19 protein-coding genes are annotated in these 16,437 nt (G+C 63.7%); 3 read left to right on the top strand and 16 right to left on the bottom strand.

Annotation, left to right across the window (positions count from 1 at the left end; all coding sequences use genetic code 11):
* Positions 1-890: 890 nt before the first annotated feature.
* From P5205_19575 to P5205_19560, 4 genes are read right to left on the bottom strand one after another with little or no spacing between them, the layout of a single operon-like run.
* On the bottom strand, positions 891-2,288 hold the full coding sequence (locus P5205_19575) for a terminase family protein (GenBank protein ID HSA12566.1): 1,398 nt from the start codon (positions 2,286-2,288) through the stop codon (positions 891-893).
* Positions 2,285-2,980 carry a hypothetical protein gene (locus tag P5205_19570; protein ID HSA12565.1) on the bottom strand — a complete coding sequence of 232 codons (696 nt, stop codon included), beginning with the start codon at positions 2,978-2,980 and terminating at the stop codon, positions 2,285-2,287. The genes P5205_19575 and P5205_19570 overlap by 4 nt, the downstream gene beginning before the upstream one ends.
* The gene (locus P5205_19565; GenBank protein HSA12564.1) at positions 2,964-3,812 is read right to left on the bottom strand and encodes a hypothetical protein; all 849 of its coding nucleotides are present in this window, start codon (positions 3,810-3,812) and stop codon (positions 2,964-2,966) included. Before P5205_19565 ends, P5205_19570 begins: the two co-directional genes overlap by 17 nt.
* Entirely contained in the window at positions 3,809-5,785 is a 1,977-nt protein-coding gene (locus P5205_19560; protein HSA12563.1) for a bifunctional DNA primase/polymerase, read from the bottom strand. The genes P5205_19565 and P5205_19560 overlap by 4 nt, the downstream gene beginning before the upstream one ends.
* Before the next feature lie 26 nt (positions 5,786-5,811).
* Here P5205_19560 and P5205_19555 point away from each other — a divergent pair, with 26 nt between their 5' ends.
* Positions 5,812-6,198 carry a hypothetical protein gene (locus P5205_19555; GenBank protein ID HSA12562.1) on the top strand — a complete coding sequence of 129 codons (387 nt, stop codon included), beginning with the start codon at positions 5,812-5,814 and terminating at the stop codon, positions 6,196-6,198.
* A gap of 58 nt (positions 6,199-6,256) precedes the next feature.
* Here the strand turns inward: P5205_19555 and P5205_19550 are convergent, their stop codons facing one another.
* The 11 genes from P5205_19550 to P5205_19500 form a co-directional block, all read right to left on the bottom strand.
* A complete protein-coding gene (locus P5205_19550; GenBank protein ID HSA12561.1) occupies positions 6,257-7,582 on the bottom strand; it encodes an AAA family ATPase in 1,326 nt (441 codons plus the stop codon).
* Between the two features lie 6 nt (positions 7,583-7,588).
* Positions 7,589-7,864: a LuxR C-terminal-related transcriptional regulator gene (locus P5205_19545; protein ID HSA12560.1), complete on the bottom strand. Its 276-nt coding sequence runs from the start codon at positions 7,862-7,864 to the stop codon at positions 7,589-7,591.
* Between the two features lie 3 nt (positions 7,865-7,867).
* Positions 7,868-8,638 carry a hypothetical protein gene (locus P5205_19540; protein ID HSA12559.1) on the bottom strand — a complete coding sequence of 257 codons (771 nt, stop codon included), beginning with the start codon at positions 8,636-8,638 and terminating at the stop codon, positions 7,868-7,870.
* Positions 8,639-8,931: 293 nt separating this feature from the next.
* The gene (locus P5205_19535; protein ID HSA12558.1) at positions 8,932-9,606 is read right to left on the bottom strand and encodes a ribonuclease H-like domain-containing protein; all 675 of its coding nucleotides are present in this window, start codon (positions 9,604-9,606) and stop codon (positions 8,932-8,934) included.
* A 256-nt stretch (positions 9,607-9,862) separates the two neighbouring features.
* The gene (locus P5205_19530; GenBank protein ID HSA12557.1) at positions 9,863-10,612 is read right to left on the bottom strand and encodes a hypothetical protein; all 750 of its coding nucleotides are present in this window, start codon (positions 10,610-10,612) and stop codon (positions 9,863-9,865) included.
* Between the two features lie 28 nt (positions 10,613-10,640).
* Positions 10,641-11,345, bottom strand: a complete 705-nt coding sequence (locus tag P5205_19525; protein HSA12556.1) for a hypothetical protein — start codon at positions 11,343-11,345, stop codon at positions 10,641-10,643.
* Entirely contained in the window at positions 11,342-11,773 is a 432-nt protein-coding gene (locus tag P5205_19520; GenBank protein HSA12555.1) for a hypothetical protein, read from the bottom strand. The genes P5205_19525 and P5205_19520 overlap by 4 nt, the downstream gene beginning before the upstream one ends.
* Positions 11,770-12,129, bottom strand: a complete 360-nt coding sequence (locus tag P5205_19515; protein HSA12554.1) for a helix-turn-helix domain-containing protein — start codon at positions 12,127-12,129, stop codon at positions 11,770-11,772. The genes P5205_19520 and P5205_19515 overlap by 4 nt, the downstream gene beginning before the upstream one ends.
* 148 nt (positions 12,130-12,277) lie before the next feature.
* Positions 12,278-13,063: a hypothetical protein gene (locus tag P5205_19510; GenBank protein HSA12553.1), complete on the bottom strand. Its 786-nt coding sequence runs from the start codon at positions 13,061-13,063 to the stop codon at positions 12,278-12,280.
* A 470-nt stretch (positions 13,064-13,533) separates the two neighbouring features.
* A complete protein-coding gene (locus P5205_19505) occupies positions 13,534-13,896 on the bottom strand; it encodes a hypothetical protein (GenBank protein HSA12552.1) in 363 nt (120 codons plus the stop codon).
* 116 nt (positions 13,897-14,012) lie between these two features.
* Complete coding sequence (locus tag P5205_19500; protein ID HSA12551.1) at positions 14,013-14,246, bottom strand: helix-turn-helix domain-containing protein; 234 nt, start codon at positions 14,244-14,246, stop codon at positions 14,013-14,015.
* A gap of 367 nt (positions 14,247-14,613) precedes the next feature.
* On the opposite strand from P5205_19500, the gene P5205_19495 reads away from it, so the two are divergent.
* Entirely contained in the window at positions 14,614-15,123 is a 510-nt protein-coding gene (locus P5205_19495) for a hypothetical protein (GenBank protein HSA12550.1), read from the top strand.
* On the opposite strand, the gene P5205_19490 is transcribed toward P5205_19495, so the two are convergent.
* On the bottom strand, positions 15,120-15,410 hold the full coding sequence (locus P5205_19490; GenBank protein ID HSA12549.1) for a helix-turn-helix domain-containing protein: 291 nt from the start codon (positions 15,408-15,410) through the stop codon (positions 15,120-15,122). The two genes, P5205_19495 and P5205_19490, sit on opposite strands and share 4 nt — an antisense overlap.
* Before the next feature lie 144 nt (positions 15,411-15,554).
* Here P5205_19490 and P5205_19485 point away from each other — a divergent pair, with 144 nt between their 5' ends.
* Positions 15,555-15,914 (top strand): hypothetical protein, encoded by a 360-nt coding sequence (locus tag P5205_19485; GenBank protein HSA12548.1) that lies wholly within the window; start codon positions 15,555-15,557, stop codon positions 15,912-15,914.
* Positions 15,915-16,437 lie beyond the last annotated feature (523 nt).

The raw sequence follows: 16,437 nt of genomic DNA, 5'->3' as shown, positions 1-16,437 counted from the left end.
CCTGGTCATGCGCTGGCCCCCAATGTCAGCCTCACCTCTGGCCGGGACTGCGGAGCGCTTGGCCTAAAGGCTCACCCTGTAACCCTTGAGCCACGGCCAGGCGCTCCGCACTCCCGCCCAGAAGTGAGGATAGCGCGTGCCCCCGCGACCCAAACGAAACGCGCCAGACTGCCAGCTATCAGCACCGCAAGCTAATGCTGAAAGCTGGCAGACTGGCGCTTGAGGCAAAGTCAGTCTGGCCTCTGCGCCGGCTCCACTACGCGCAGCGGGCGACGGCTCCCTATCCCCTCAGCCGACGCCCGCCATCGCTTCGTTCCGCCGCCGCAGAAGCCAGAACAGCGCGACCCCCGCGCCCCCCACGAACCGCGACCCCGCCAGTTACGATCCGCTTCGTTCGGGGTGTGTCATGAAGGATGCTTTCGGCTCCAGCCACAAGAGGATGTTATCTATAGAGCCGCAAAGACCGCACCGGCACCCGCTGACGCAGGACCCCCGGTGCTGGCGGCTCTAAAGATAACACCGTCTTGTGGCCGGGAGCCTGTCGCGCCTGTCACGCTCACTGCTTTCACCGGCCTCTTCCCCCCCGTCCGGTGGCAGTGCGCGCGCCAGTCGCTCCTGCATCCTTCACGCCACACCCCTCACTCCGCTGCTTTGTTCAGTCAGGCGGGGTCGCTGCCCACCCACCCCCTGAGCGCCGGCCACGCCGTGGCCTCGCCCCCTCCATCCCAGGGGGCTGCGCCAGTACAAGAAAACCGCCCGGTGACAGACGCCAAGGAGGTGGGCGTGGGGAACGCCGCTGAAGAAACGTTCTGTCACCGGACTATACCTCTTTTCTCACATGCCCTCGCTACTCGCTACATGTCCTTTGCCATTTGCTAACCTCATTTTGTCTACAAGCCGCGCAGCTTCCGCTGCGCCACCGTTCGCGACTTCGTCGCGACCAGGTACCGCAGGCAGTCGGCGGCGTCATCGCCGCCGACGCCGTCCTCGTCGGCATCCACCTTCAGCACATCCTCGGGCCGATTCGGATCGTGCTGCATCGCCGGCAGGCATTCCACGAGCCGACCACACCGCTCGTGGATGAACAGCCGCGGCTTCACCCCGTTCGCCGGATCGCCAAACCGGTGCAGGATCTCCGCCCACCCGTTTATTCGGTCCATGTTCGCCGGTTTCAAAGCAACTCCCAACGTCGCGTACTGCGACGCCACAGTTGACCCGTCGCTCTGGCGGCTGAACACATCGGCGCCGGCCACAAACCTCTTCAGATCGCCTATCTGCAATTGGCGATCGGCTATCCTGTGCCTCCCGAGCATCGCTGCAATGGCCGGCGCGTGCCGCTGCGGCAGCCACAGCCGCTCCGCGTGCTCATCCACGACAAACAGGTTGCCGTCGCCATCCGTGCAGCCGAGCAGCACCACGGTGTAGTGGGTAAACCCATAGTCCAGGGCGCAAAACCATTCCCGCGCCCTGGTCTCGTCGAAGTCGGAAACGATATGCACCTCCCGCCGCAGCGTCGTGAAGAACTGCCCGGCCGCAATATCCCAATCCCCATCCAGCCAGGCCCGGCGCTGCCATCCCGTCAGCCCTTCCAGCACGCGCATGTATTCCGGGTTATTCCACCGGTTGTCGGTCACCCGGGCCGCGACGAACCGCGTCTCAGTCTCCGCGTGCCGCTGCCACGGCTCGATGAACCGCTTGCGATACCACCCGTGCCCCACGCCGCCGGGATTTGTTGTCGAGTAGATGCGCGGCCGCCAATTCGGCTTGCTCGTCCGGCAACAGGTCGTGCTGTCCTGGTACTTCCGCGCCGTCAACGTCGTGGCCTCCTCAATCCCGATCACGTCGTATTCCAGCCCCAGGTAGGCATCAATGTCCTTCTCGTTCTGGAAATGGCCCGCAATGATGCGCGACCCGTTCTTAAACGTCAGGATACCCCGAAACGCCGAAAACTCATGCCCCAGGTTCGCGAACAACTTCCGGCGCAGATCCTCGAAGTGCTCCAGGTTGGCTTTACCAACCTTCCGCAGCAGCAGGCACTTCAGGCCGGGCACCCGCTGGCAGTCATCCACGCCCATCTGCGCCAGAAGCCAGTGACTCTTGCCGCCGCCCCGGGCCCCGCCGTAGCCGACTGCCGTCGGCCCGTCGGCCCGGTCGCACAGCCGCGCCGCCGCCGAGGCGGCGAGCTGTCGCTCCTGCAGGACCACGTCCGCCGCTTGAAACCGGTCCATCTGGTCCTTCGGGCAGCCAGCCCGCCGCCCGACCAGGAAATAGCGCTCCCAGGGCGTCATGTCTCGGCCTCGCCTGTTTGCGCCCTCAATTCCCCTGTTTGCGACCCCAGACTCCCTGTTTGCGCTCCCGAATCCCCTGTTTGCGCCACCAAAACCTTGTTTTGCACCTGCGGCTCCCCTCCAGCCACTTCAACATCCACAATGGCAGGAGGCGCCGCCTCTTCCCCTGGAAGTGGTTGGCCGTAGATCTTCTCGAGCGCGACCGTGACCTCGACCCGCACCGCCGGCAGATCGTCCCCCTTGCGCCCCTCGCCGTCGGTGCCAAGCCCCGTCGCCAGCCGCCCCAGCTTGCTGGCGATTTCCAGCATTCGGGCAATGTCCGCCAGGTTCGCATACACCTTCTCGCGCTCCATGTAGGCGTCCAGGCCCTTCTTCGCCGCGGCGATGGCCCGCTCGTGCATCGCCCACTCCGTTTCACGGAGTTTTTGCTCGCGCGCCTCCCATTCCGCCGCCTTCGCCCGCACGGTGACCTCGACCGCTTCGCGCTCGACGGTCGCCAGGTGCGCGGCGTGCGCCGCCACTCGCGCCGGCCAGTCGAATTTCGCCGACCACCTTTTGATTAGACGTGAACTCCTGGTGAACTTTTGGGCCACCGTCTCCAGCGACCGTTCCGGCCCCAGGTTCAGATACAAACTGAATGCCGCGAACGCCTTATCGCTCTCGCGCGCCTGCTGTTCAAAAATCAGTGCCATTGTCAACCTCCTGCTGCCTCGCCCGAAGCTCAGCGATGATCTCCTTCACCCTCAGCCGCTGGTCATGCGGCGGCTTCCACCAGTGATACCGCTCCGGCGAGTTAAACGGGATCCTCAGTGTGCCATCCGTATCGAAGTAGGGCATTCGCACCCCTGGCTCGGCGACTTTCGGCGGCTCCACGGCCGCCTCCACCGCCTCCCGGACGCTTCGGACGCCCCCATCCGACCCCGGCTCAGCCTCCGGTTGCGCCTCGGTTTCTCGGACGCTACGGACGGGGGGCGCAAACTCCTTGTAAGTACAGGACTCTTCCTTCTCATCTCCAAAGAACACCTCTTCATACCCGTTAGGGTTTAGGGACGTCCGTAGCGTCCGAGAATTGTCCGCAGCAACTTGGCTGGACTGTGAAACACCCGTCCGAGGCGTCCGAGCCTCATTCCGCACCCCCCATTCCCCATTCTGCACTTCCCTGACCCCGTCCGAGGCGTCCGAGCCGCTCAATTCCCCCTTCGGGCTTCGGATTTCGGATTTCGGATTTCCGAAGGCCCGTCCGAGGCGTCCGAGAATGCCGCCGACGACCTCCCCGCCGCTTTTCCCCGCCGCCACGCGCACCTTGATGACCCGCGGCGCCTTGTCACCGGTCAGGGCATGAATGCGCCGCCGGTGCTCCCGGTCCTTGGGATGCACACAGCAACCGAACCGCCCGTCCGGGTAAACCCGCAGGTGTTCCCCCTTCCGGTCGCCGCCGCCTTCGGCGCAAGCCGGACACCGCGCCTGGACGACTCCGTCGGCCAGCTCGCGGACCTTCTCCAGCCGCCGCACGTCCAGGCTCATTCCGCCCCCCCATTCTCCACTCCGCATTCCGCACTCCCCACTTCCCTGAGTCGCACCCCAGCGAACCCCCGCTGATTCTTCTCGTTCCGCTTCACGTCATGCCGCTTCGTCACCCCGAACAGGTCCAGCATGAGCGTCTCGAGCTTGGAGTGGACCTCCGTAATCGGCATTGCCTGCCACTTCCGCTCAGGACAGTAGGCGGCGTATGCCTCGACCAGCTCCGTCACAGTCGCGTCCCCCAGATCGTCCACCGCCACAGACTCCTGCAGGAAGTGTCGCAGGCTGTCGCTTTCGGCCAGCAACGACTCCACCAGGCCCCGTTGCCGCTCCGTCAGCACCAAATCCCCGCCTTCGTCGGGGATTTCCGCCAGCACCTTCTGCGCGCCCAGCAGCGCCCAGTTCAGAATCCCGCTTCCCTCGGTCCGCACCAGGTAGGCCCCAAAGTCCGGGACCTTCCTCGCCGGCGGCGGCGCCTCATACCGCACGATCGTCAGTCGCCGCTTCCAGGCGCCCACGTCTCCTTGCAAGCGCACCCGCAGCCGCGCGTTCGACGTGATGAGCACGTTGAAAGTGCCCTGCATCTGAAAATTACCCGTCCCGCCCTTCTGTTCGGCGTCGAACCAATCGCCGCCGACCAGGCCCTTCAGCACCGCCGCACCTTTCGTGCTCAGGAAATCGGCCTCCACGTCCACACCAACCAGCAGCGTCCGCCGTAGATAGCGAAACATCTCAAACCGCTCGGCCAGGTGCTTCGTGCGCAACTGCGTCACGTTCGGCATCCCCACCAGCCCCTGCATGACGTTGGCAAACTGCGTTTTGCCCCGCCCGGCTTCGCCGTCCAGAATCAGAATCCGCTGGGCCCGGTTGTCGCCGAGCAGAAACATGCCCGCGAACTTCTGCAACAGCTCGACGTCTTCCGGATGCACCGCCGGCAGCACCAGCTCATTCAGGAACCGGCCGCATCGCGCATCCCCGTCGAACGCAATCGGCGACCGATTGCGCGACCGATATTCGGCCGAGAACGGCCGCAGCTCCGCCTCGCCCTCCCTGAACGCGATCACCCCGTTGGCCAGGTGGATCGCGGTCTTCCGCTCCGCGAAAGCCCCGCGTTTCTCCACCATGCCCCGCAGGTGCGCCACCACGTTGCTCAACGTCGCCGTGCCGCGCTTCTTTTGCAGCTCGAACACTCGCGTCTGGCGCGACGCCTCCAGCATCCGGCACGAAACCGCATGGCGAATCACGTCCGCCGTTTCGACCTGATAAATGCCCGTCTCCGGGTTGTAGCGGTAAAAAGTCTTCTCATCCGGCTCGTGCAGGACGACGTTTTCCGCCGCATACATCCCCGCCCAAAACGCTTCATTGATGCCGGTGATCCCGCCCTTCTCGTTCGTGTAATACGGCTCGCCATAAAGCAGCCGCAGCTCCGCCTCCCCCTGGCCTTCCCACGGCAGCTCCCAACCGGCCGGCCACACAATGTCCGCGAACTTCACCACCACGGGCGCCGCGTCCACCACCAGGCTGTAGTCCATCCCCTTCGGATGCCGCCCGTAAATCGTCGAAAGCCGGTTGTCCGCCCGCCACTCAAACCGCTTGTGCTCGGGGTTGCAGCTCTCGGGGTATTCCCCCTCAATCCGCAGCCAGGCCATCCCACCGCGGCTGCCGCGCGACCGCAGCGTCCCTGCCAGCTTCGGATTCACCGCCAGAAACGCCGCCAAATCCTCATCCGCATCGAAATCAATCGCGCACAAGCCACCCGAGGCTTTGCCCAGGTAAACCGCGATGTTCGTCGGCTCCACCTCGAACAATGCCCGGTAAGCCGGCGTCTTGGTCCCCTCGAAAGGCCGGTCCACGTATGTCAGGATCGGTTTCTTCGTGCCCCACTCGCACGGCACGAAGAAAGTTCCTTCCCCCAGCAACGCCTCCAGCCTGTTCAACGCAGATTCCCTCAGCGCGGTCAATTTGCCTTCCGTCATTGTCTCCCTCATGCCACAGTCCCTCCATGCCAGAGCTCGACCACGATTACACGTACCGCGACATAGCCGCCCTCTATAAGCAGAACCATCCCGTGCTCCACTGGACTGTGATCCACGGTTCCCGCATCCGCGCGCTCCGCCTCCGAAAGGATTACAATCCCCGCATTTTTGACTCGCGCGCTCAGGTATGGGTCGGCGGCGACTCCCCCACCAAGGAGTGGGGCAACACCCTCGCCAACGACACCGTGGAAGTACCCCTCTTCGTCAAGAAGCTTAAGCGCGGCAAGTACACGTATCTCGGCATCTACGAAGTCCTTAGTGATGAGGCAACCGCGGCGGAATTGGCAGAGGCTCGGAAGAAAGTCCCTCACAATCGCGGGGTCTCTCGCGTCGTCTTTCTCAAGAAGAAATGACTCCCTGCGCCTTCCAGCGGCTAAAACATCCGTGTTCATCCGTGTCATCTGTGGTTAATCACGCCGCCTGCCTGTAAAACTCGATTGCCTCGGGCGACACATGCACGCCCTTGAACCATTCCTTGAACTGCAACCCGGCCAGCGTCCGCACCCGCGACACCGCCACATAGGCCTGCCCCGGCTCCCGCGCCGCCCGAATATCCAGGTAGGCCGAATCCAGCGTCAGCCCCTGCGCCTTGTGAATCGTCATCGCCCAGGCCAGCCGCAGCGGGTACTGGGTGAACGCCGCGGAGTCCGGGTCCTGCGAGTCATACCGCCAAGAAAACGGCTCGACCCGCACCAGCGCCCCGCCGCTCTTCACCAGCACCGCCCCGGGCTGCACATCCTCGACCGTCCCCATCTGGCCATTCACGAACAGCGGCTTCTGGGCACCGGGCACCGCCCGGTTCACGGTGAACATCACCAGCGCCCCACGCTTCACCCGCAGGGTTGCCGGCGTCAGCAGGTTCTTCGTCAGAAACGCCCGCTGGTGCTCCGGCCCGCTCTGCTCCGCCTCCAGAACGCTTTCGTCGCCCGGCAACTCCGAAAGCTGGTAACTGTTCCATTTGTCCACCTGGACGTTATGCGTGAACAGCCGCGGCATGTTCGCCGGCGGGAAATTCAGAACGCGCGTCTGCAGCAGTCGCGCCGAGTTGCCCCGGACGCGCCCAACGCGGAAGTCAGCCAGGGCGGCCACGAAGCCCGGCTCATCCTGCCGCCGCACCGTATCCAAAACGATCGTCTTGAATTCCGCCTCCTCCCAGATTGGCGACTGGAAAGCCCAGTCGTAAGGCTCCGCCTCACTGGTTCGCACCGGCGGCAACTGCAGGAAGTCCCCCGTCACGATGACCTGGCAACCGCCGAACGGCTCATCGCGGCCCCGCAATCGCCGGAACAGGAACTCGACAAAATCGAACTGCCGCCCCGGCAACATCGAGATTTCATCAATCACCAGCACCTCGCACCGCCGCACCCGGTTGAACCCCACCAGGATCGAGCGGCGCCGGTCGCGCTGCAGCAGCGCGAAACACTCCTCGTCCGACTGCCCGGGCTGAGGCCCGAGCATCATCCCGCAAAACCGGTGAATGGTCATCCCGCCCACGTTGAGCGCCGCCACCCCTGTCGGCGCCGTCACATCCACCTTCCGAGCCACCGCCTCGATAAACGCCCTGAGCTGCGTCGTCTTCCCCGTGCCGCCCATGCCCGTCAGAAAACAATTCCGACCGCCCAGCGCTGCCGCTTGGAACCGGTTCTCCGCCGCCACCGCCTCCCACTCCGGCCAGCGTGAATGCAGGGCGGGCGTCTCGTCTGCCCCGGCAATGCCAAAATTCAAGTCCGCTTGCATACTCGTTCAATCCCGCACGTGGAGGGGCCCCTCGGCTCTCACCGCCGAATCCGGCCTGATCAGCCCCAGCGCCATCGCCCGCCGGCACAAACTCACCGGGTCGCGCACCTCAAAGAGCCGATACAAATTCGCCCGGTGGTATTCCACGGTCTTGGCGCTGATGCCCAGCTCGGCGGCAATCGCCTTCATTCCCTTTCCCTCCCACATGCCTTGCAGAACTTCTCCGCGCCGGCCCAGGCACGACACCTTCTTCATCACTGCGGGATACAAAAGCGGATTCATGGGCTATTGCCTATCGGCTATCGATACCCCCATTTCTGCTTTCCCGGTTTCTGCTTCCCGTTTTTGCGTGGGATCGTAGTTGTTGGCGACCACCCACAGCTCCCGCGCCGCCCGAAACCCCCGCCAGTTCATTTCCATCTGCTCCTCGCTCCAGCGCCCCTCGATCGGCGCATGTGCCTCTCGCGAGTTCATGATCAGGGTCACGCACACCACCTTTTCCCCCAGCGCCGCCCGGTACGCCGCCATTTCGTAACCCCACGATCTGTAGGTGGACGGCCCCTCACCCTCCTTCACGTTCTGCAACTTCAGGTCCACCAGCGTTATCCCGTGCGCCCGGTGCTCGATCAACAAATCCCCCACGCCCGCGTAACCGAGTTCCCGGTTCACCAGCGGCCTCTCCGCCCACACCACCCGCACGCAGTTGGCCAGGAACCAGGCACGGAGCAGCCTCATCCACGGAGCCCGCGGATCAGCCGGGTCAACCTCAACCCACCTCGCCAGCCGCTCCGCCCAACCGTGCAGCTTCGTGCCAAAGCCCACTGCCGCCTGGCTCCGCGCCTCCATCACGCGCTCGAGGTAGGCATCCACGCTTTCCCCCTCCCGCCGCGGCAGCGTCAGCCCCAAGAGCACCGCTTGCCCCTGCTTCCAAACTTCCTGCTCCGGCAGGTGCACCACCTCTAGGATGTTGCTCACGCTCGGCAGCAGCCCAAGCTCGCGCGCATCGCTCAGCGTTGTCGGTCGCGCCCCGCCCGTGGCCGACAGAACCGAAGGCATCGGCACGCCGTCCTCGGTGTGCCACTGAGCACCATCAGAATGCGCGCCAATCGCGCGTCCCCGTGAATGAGAAACATGTGGTCTCATTTCTCAACTCCTTTCTATGCCGACGCTCGTCGGCCCAATTTGAGAACCCCAGCGGGGTTCAAGACGGTAGCCCGGGGTAAGGCCGCCAGGCCGCCACCCCGGGTTAACCAGCGAAAAAGAACATCTCCCCTCTCCCCATTCGATGGGGAGAGGGGCCGGGGGTGAGGGGCGTCTGTGCGAATCCGTGTTCATCTGTGGTTAAACCCTCAGTAAGTCACCGCCGGGGACTCGACCACGCCCAGCGCCTCGGCAATCCGGCCCGTCAGCTCCAGATCATTCCGCAAGTAGGCCAGCGCCTTCTCGCGGTCCGTCTGCCACAGCCGGGCGAAATCCTCCCCGTGGCCGTTTTTCTGACCAACGCCAAGGTGCTTAGCGATGGTGTCCAGCGAACCCCGCGCCTGGCGGTCCCCCAGTTGCCACTCCTCGCGCAAGTCCACCATCTCGTCGCCCCAGTACCGCCCGCGCCGAATTCCGTACGGCACTTGGACGCGATGCTTGAACGAGCGCCGGATCAGGAACGGCAAATCGAACAACCGCGTATTGAAGCCGATCATCCGGTTGATGCGTCCCATCTCGCCCCGGCACACCTCCCAGAACTCCCGCAGCGTCGCCGCCTCATCGTCATGGCCGATCACGGCCAACTCGCTGTCCTCAAACAGCAAACCGATCGCCACCACCCGCCCCGTGAGCGGGTCCAGCGCCGCGCGCTCGACGAACTCGCGCCGATGCGCCGCCTCGGCCTCGGCCAGCTTGGCCGCGATTTTGTCCGGGTCCTTCAAATTGCCCACCTTGACCTCGGCCGGGTCAAACGGCGGCACCATGACCGCCAGCTCCGCCTCCGGCAGCGGCCCTGTCTCAGTATCGAAATAGATCGTCTTCATATTTTGTTAGGTAGGGACCGTTCGCCGAACGGTCCGTCTTCTCCCTCTCACTCAGCCGACGTCAGTCGGCTCATTCTGCAGCCCTGAAAGGGCAAGGTTAAATCAGCCCAGGGCAAGGCCGGCCACGGCCGCCGCCCTGGGTAACGCCCCCGAAAGAACATCCTCCCTCTCCCCCGTCGCGGGGGAGAGGGCTGGGGTGAGGGATCTGTGCAAATCCGTGTTCATCGGTGGTTCACTTTCGGATTTCCGCGCGCGCCTAGAACGCGACGTCATCCTCCTCCCTCTCGCGCGCGGCGGCCCACCACTCCAACGCGGCCATGAGCCGCCTGTCATCCGCCGTCGGCTTGGCATTCGCCTTCGCCGTCGGCAGCCACTTCTCGACCAGCGCCTGCACCTGCTCGGGCGCCAGGTCGCGCAGTTCAAGCCCCTTGCAGCGCCCCACGTGGATCTTCACCGCCGCATGATCACTGACCTCTGGCCTCTGACCTCCGACCTCTGACCCCGGCTGCTCCGCCCGCCTGTACCCGCTCTGACCTCCGCCCTCTGACCTCTGACCACTGTCCCTGGGCGGACGATCCTTCACGCGGACATACTTCCCGCTGGGCTTCAGCGGCTCGCCCGACTTGTCCGGAGTGCAGGCGACGATGTTGGCGTACGTCTCGCCGTCCTTGTGCTCCTGCACCACCACGAGCTGGGCCGGCTTGCCGATCAGGCACTCCGTGTCGAAGTCCTCCAGCTCCGCCCGGGTCAAATCGCGCCCGAACCACCCACGGACGAACTTCCGGAAATTCGCCTTCTCATTGGTCGAAGGCGTAAAGTTCTTAGACCAGACGCAGTAACGGCTGCCGTCCGTCTTGAGCAGGTCCACCTCGAACACGAGCTTGAACACGTCGCGCTCGCCAAATTGACTCTGCTGCTTGCGCAGCGGCGTCGCGTCCACACACACACCCTTGCCCGTGTATTCCGGGCAAGCCTCGAACTTGCTGTTGTTTCCTTTGATGATCATACGTTTCGTTCTTCTGGAACCGCGCCCGTCAGAGCGCGGGATTCATTGTTGGTTTCTCTTGTTTCTGCTTCCGGTAGGGCGCCCGCGACAGCCCCGCCTGGGGCTCCGCTGAGCGCCGCCACCAAAATCCTTGTGTCTTGCCGGTGCTGCTCGATCCCCCAGCGAGCGAATCTCCTCTGAGCAATCGGAAGAACGTCTCCGCTTCCATCGTGATCAGCCACGGACCGGCTTCGGCAGGAGGCTCCACCGCGCGACGGTGGGCAATCACCGCTGGCCGCCCGGCCCCCCGTCGCTTCGCATTGGCCACCCTTTCATGGATAGTCAGCCGCTTGGTCTCCTCGACCTCCCATAGCAACCCGGCCAGCCCGGCCAACGCGGCCTCCGGTGCTCCGGCACCCATCCGCTCCGCCCAGTCGCCGGTCATGTCCCTGTTCAGCAGCCGGTAAAAGCGCTCCGCCTCCATCGTCACCAGCCACGGCCAATGATTCCGGCGGTGTGCCACGAACGGCGCCCGCCCGCCGCAGTCGCGCCGGGCCTGGTCCATCGCGGCGTACAGATCCAACCGCTCGCACAGCTTCACCTCGAAATGCGCCCACGGCAGCGCATCACAAATCACATCTGGGCTATCCGGGGCGCCGCTGAACTGCTGTCCCCGTCTAGCCGGGTAACCGTTGGCGTCCAGCACATCGCGCCACTGCCGCTCGCCCCTTTTGCCTTTCTCCCTGCTATTCACGATTTCCTCCCGTTGGTACGGCGTGCAGTCCCCTGCGCGCCGGCCGTAGGCACCCTCTCCGCTTTGAGGAGAGGGTTGGGTGAGGTGCTCCCTGCCTTTTCCCCGCTACTGTTCACTGGCCACTGGCCACTGGTCACTTTCAACCTCTCCAGCCGCTTACCGGCCGCCTTCTCCAAATCCTCGACCACATGCGGCAGATAAAAACGCACCAGCACGCCGCCCGGACGCATCACCCTCAGTTCGTTGTTTGCTACCATCTCATCCACCGTCCGAACCGAGGCCTTCAGCAACACGGCCAGCCCCTTCCGCGTCAGAAACACGATCCCCGCTTCAATCACAGCCTTGATCGCCTCCGCCACCAGCTTCTCGTCCATGGCCAACCGCTCCGCGCACCGCACCACCCGCAAATCCGTCTTCGTGGTTCTCATTCCGGCGCTTCCCCCTTTGTTTTCGGGCCTCGGACTTCGGACTTCGGACCTCCCGCGCCAGCGGGCGCCTCCTTCGTGCCCGCGATGGCCTCGACATCGGCGCGCCGAACCCGCACCGACCCCAGCAACTCCACCGGCTCAAGCCGCCCCGCTCTCACCAACCGCCAGATGGTGACCCGGTGGACGCCGAGCAATGCCGCCGCATCCTTGATCAGCATCAACAGCGGTCCCTTCGGCGGCTCCGGCTCCACCGGGATTCTTCCGTCAAGGATTCGGTCAATCGCCGCCTGCTGCTCCGGCGTCGCCTGCAAAAACCGCATCAGGCGCTCGTTCGGATTCTTAAGATTCGCTGCCATTTTCCGTTCTTGTTTTTCCAGCGTGGCGAGACTGTCTCGTCACCCTACCAGTCCGGAAAATTGCCGAATTAGGGCATAAAAAGAGGGAGCAACCTCGCGTTACTCCCTGTATCACAGGCAATTGCAACTTTTTCGGCAGTTGCGGCAATTATTGCGAAAGCTCCGCCCCGATCACCTCCACCAGCTCGTCCCGCACCTTGGCCCAGTTCTTCGGGTTCTGCATCCGCAGCAGCGACAACATCATCACCAGCAGCCTCGGATAGTCCACGTTCTCCGCGCCCTTGATCAGTTCCAGCACCTGCCCCAGCGTCTCCGGGTTCTCCGGTTTCCCGTCCGTTCCCCCGGACGCGATCGAATCCGGCAATTGCAACTTCTTGCACCGCCCCGCCTTCTTGCGCCAGGCGATCAGGCGCAGCATTGTCTGGTAACCCTGCGCCCGCTCCCCTTTCCACCGATCGATCTGCCCGTAGAAACTCCGCTCGGCCACTTCCAAGTGCTCTGCTGCCGCCTTCCGGTTCCCCAGCGCCATGATCACCGCGAACCTCCAGAAATCATCCTTCCTGACCTCCAGCGCAAAATCGAAGAATCGGTCCGCCAGCTTCCCGCGCAGCTCGTCGTTTTCCACCTGCAACCTGTCCGCATCCTTCCGCAGCTCGCAATTCCCCTTGGCCACCTCCCCGAGCTTATCCCCCATCACGGCCAGCGCCGCCACCACTTCCTGGCTGCCGCAGCACCCGCACCCGTTCGCCACCCGCACGCCGCCACCCGCCGACCAGTACACAAACCAGGCCCCGATCAACGTCTCGCCCGGCGCCGCTCCCGCCGCCCCTGCCGCCGCTCCCATCTCCGCAGTCGCCTTGGCAACTACCGCCAACACCTTTGGCGATGCCTGCGCGACCCGGACTGAATCCCCGTTGGGAGGAGCGCTCTTCATTCCATCGGCTCCTAACCATCCAACCCCTTTCCTCCCTCGCTCCTCTTACCAGCCCTGAGCCCATCAAGGCTCTCCGCTCGCAGACTGCTGCTTCGACCGGTCCGCCTCAGACCTTGCCGCTTCTTCCGTGTCGCCGAATTTGTTCTGCTCGTGCGCACGCGGAGACAATAAGGCCACCTCTCCGCCAACCCGACCCGCCCCCGGGTACGGGCCAAAATCCCGGGCATTACTCCTTATGACTCCTTATGACTCCTGAGGACTCAGTGTTTCTCCTTGTGACTCGCCCGGAAGCCGAACCCGCGCCGAAACGCGACAAAAAATGGAGAACTAAACGCACAGGATGACTAGCCAGCTTTTTGCGAGAATTCACCAAATCCTCGCCCACCCTCGCCAGACCCTTGCGCCGCCGCGCTGCGCGCGATGTTTCGATCAATCAGTACGGACCATCCACCGCCAATACGCGCCGCGTATTACGCGTCACGCCCCACCCTCGTCGCCTTATTCAGCGCCGCGCGCGCCTCCATCCACAGCCGCTCGCTGACAGCCCCGCCTGGCCCGTACGACTTGGCAAGCTTCCTGACCACAGCCAGCAGCGCCGCCTGAATCTCCCGCAGCTCCTTGACCTCGGCATTATGAGCCTCGCAGATCCGCTCCGCCTCCTCCTTCGGCGCGACCCCCATCACCTCATCCCGTGTGAAACCATCGGACGGCGTTTTCAGCAGTCCCATGATGCTCCAGTACCCCTCATTGAAGTGCGTCATCGTCCACCTCGACGCCGTGTGGACCTCGGACTCGTATTCCCAATCGTCCGTCTTTCTCGCTCTTCTTCTCATGTCACTTATTCCGATGTAATCCCCGGAGCCCCGGCTCGCCCCAAAGAAGCGCCGGGCCCTCTCCTCCTTCCCGAGGAGAGGGCCCCACCATCCATCCCCCCCCCACGGCTCAATGCCTACTTCTCCCCGCCGCCCTCCCCGTTCTTCAATCGCTTCTCCAGCCATCTTTCGACGTCCCGCCGCCGAAAAAGCACCCGCCGCCCAACCTTGATGAACGGCAGCTTTTCCTTTCGACAGTAACGGTCTATCGCCCCTACACACACCTTCAGCCAATCGGCCAGCTCCTGCCTGCTCATCATTTCATCGTCCCCGCTCTGCTGGGACTGACGTGTCTTTTTCTTTACGCTCACTGGGGTATTCCTCTCTTCTTTCACCGGCGCGCCCGCTCACGCCCCTGCCGGCCTAAGTTTCATGGGTCTGTTACATTCGTGTGACGCCTATTGCCAAATCCACACGATCCGCGTATATTCTCCCGTAATAGAACGTAATAGGGACGTTTTTGAAGATAATCAGGGGTTCAGGGCGGTAAGGCAGTGTGCAGTTGGATGCCCGGTCCAGTCGGAAAAAAGGCACAACGACAATGGCACTATGACGTGTAGCTTTTCGCACAGCTACCCGGCAGAATACCAGAGAGTGAAGGCCCATGTCAACCCCCCTGTTTTATTGAGAAATATTACGCTTTTATGCTGTTGACCACTGCCAAACCGGCAGTTTAACATGAGGAACGTCGTGAAAGAGCGATCGCCAACGAATACGTCCGTCTGCATCTCCCTCGAAAGGGACCTGCTTGCCAAGATCGACAAATGCGCCAAGTCCTACGGCCTGGCCCGCAGCCGCTTCATGGCTCTCATCGCCAAGCACGCCGTCAGCAAGAACGGCGCGTCTCCCCTGGAGCCGCAATCCACCCCAGGCCCGGAGCCGATCAAGCCCCTTGACCTCACGGAGGCGGTTTACGACTTCCTGCTCCTCGCCATCCCTGCCCTGGACGACTTCGCTCGCCAGCAGGAAGACGAGAAAGCCCAAGGCACGGCCCCCGAGCCCTCCAGCGAAATCGCCAACAGCAAGCTCTGGCGCTTCTTCATGCTCGAGCGCGAAGAGATCCTCCGTCACAAATATCTTCGCTCGAAGGAGCTCGGCTACGACATCGGCCTCCCGCAAGCCATCAAAGAGTGGCTCCAGCTCCACCGTGCCCTCTGGGCCGCCGCCCATCCCCCCGCCGAGGACTAACCGCCCCTCGTAACGTGGCCCGCCAGGGCCTCGACATCCGCGCGCCGGACGCGGACCGCCCCTAACAATTCTACCCCCTCCAGCCGGCCCGCCTTCACCAACCGCCAGATCGTGGCCCGGTGGACGCCGAGCAATTCCGCCGCGTCCTTGATCATCATCAGCAACGGCCCCTTCGGTGGCTCCGGCCCAGTCTCAGCCTCGCCCTCAAGAATGCGATCAACGGCCGCGAGCTGCTTCGCGCTCGCACTCAGGATTCTCAACAACCTTCTCTCAACGTCATCCATCATGACTCACCTTCTCACGTCCGCGTCCAAGCCGCACCAACGCCGGCCCCCAACCCACCGCTTACACTCCGGACCGAGCGGCCGGCGCAACATGCGGAGCTCTCCGCACGCCGGCCGCCACAACAAATCAAAACAAAGGTTACACAAATGCTAAGTCCATCAACCGCGCGGAAATTCTTCGACCCGCTCAACGTTCGCCGCCTGCCGGCCAGGCTCACCTCCGAGCAAACGGCGGCTCTCTTAAGCTGCTCTGTCGACGACATAGCCGTGCTCGTCGCAGCCAGACTTCTCCAGCCCCTCGGCAAGCCGAAGCGTAACGGCGTCAAGTACTTCGCCACCTGCGTCATCGAGCAGCAGCTCTCTGACCGCCAGTGGCTGGACGCGGTAACAAAAGCAATCAGCCACTACTGGAAGAACAAGAACCTCAGAAGGCTGGCAGCTTCAGACCGGGAAGCCGCCGCCGAAGACGAACCAGCCCTCCAACCAAAGGACTTCCAAGCTCCGTAGGAGCGACCCGACAATAGCCCAGGGCCAGCGCCAGCGCCGCCCTGGGTAACGTCCCCTGAAACATAATCACCCCTCTCCCCGCGCGGCGGGGAGAGGGTAGGGAGAGGGGCTCCTCTTTCCGCGTCATCCGCGTCATCCGCGGTCGCCTTCCTCCTTCGCCCCCCAGCGTTCGCCAACGTTGCCCAGGGCTTGCGCCCTGGCCAACGACGCCTCCCGCCCCCAATTCAGCCTCTCACCACTCGGCCTCACCGGCTCGGTGTGGAGAGACGGACCGCCAAAGCCCTTCGTCCTTCGAATTTCGGATTTCGGATTTCCTTCGGATCTCGGACTTCGGGCTTCGGATTTCCCGGCCCTCGGCGGGCCGGGAAGTGTCTTTTCAGGCGCTTTTTTGGCCGACCCAAAACGCACATCCGCCGCCTCGGCCGGTTCTATCGGTCCTCACGGCCAGCCTTTGGTCGGGGGCAAAAGCGTGGTGCCCGCCGGGTAAGAGGATGGCCTTGCGGCCATCCCCTCCCCTTGGAAC

The organism is Candidatus Paceibacterota bacterium (assembly GCA_035452965.1).
Taxonomy (GTDB): domain Bacteria; phylum Verrucomicrobiota; class Verrucomicrobiia; order Limisphaerales; family UBA8199; genus UBA8199.
The sequence above is the reverse complement of the archived record's forward strand: the minus strand, read 5'-3'. Positions and strand labels throughout refer to the sequence as shown.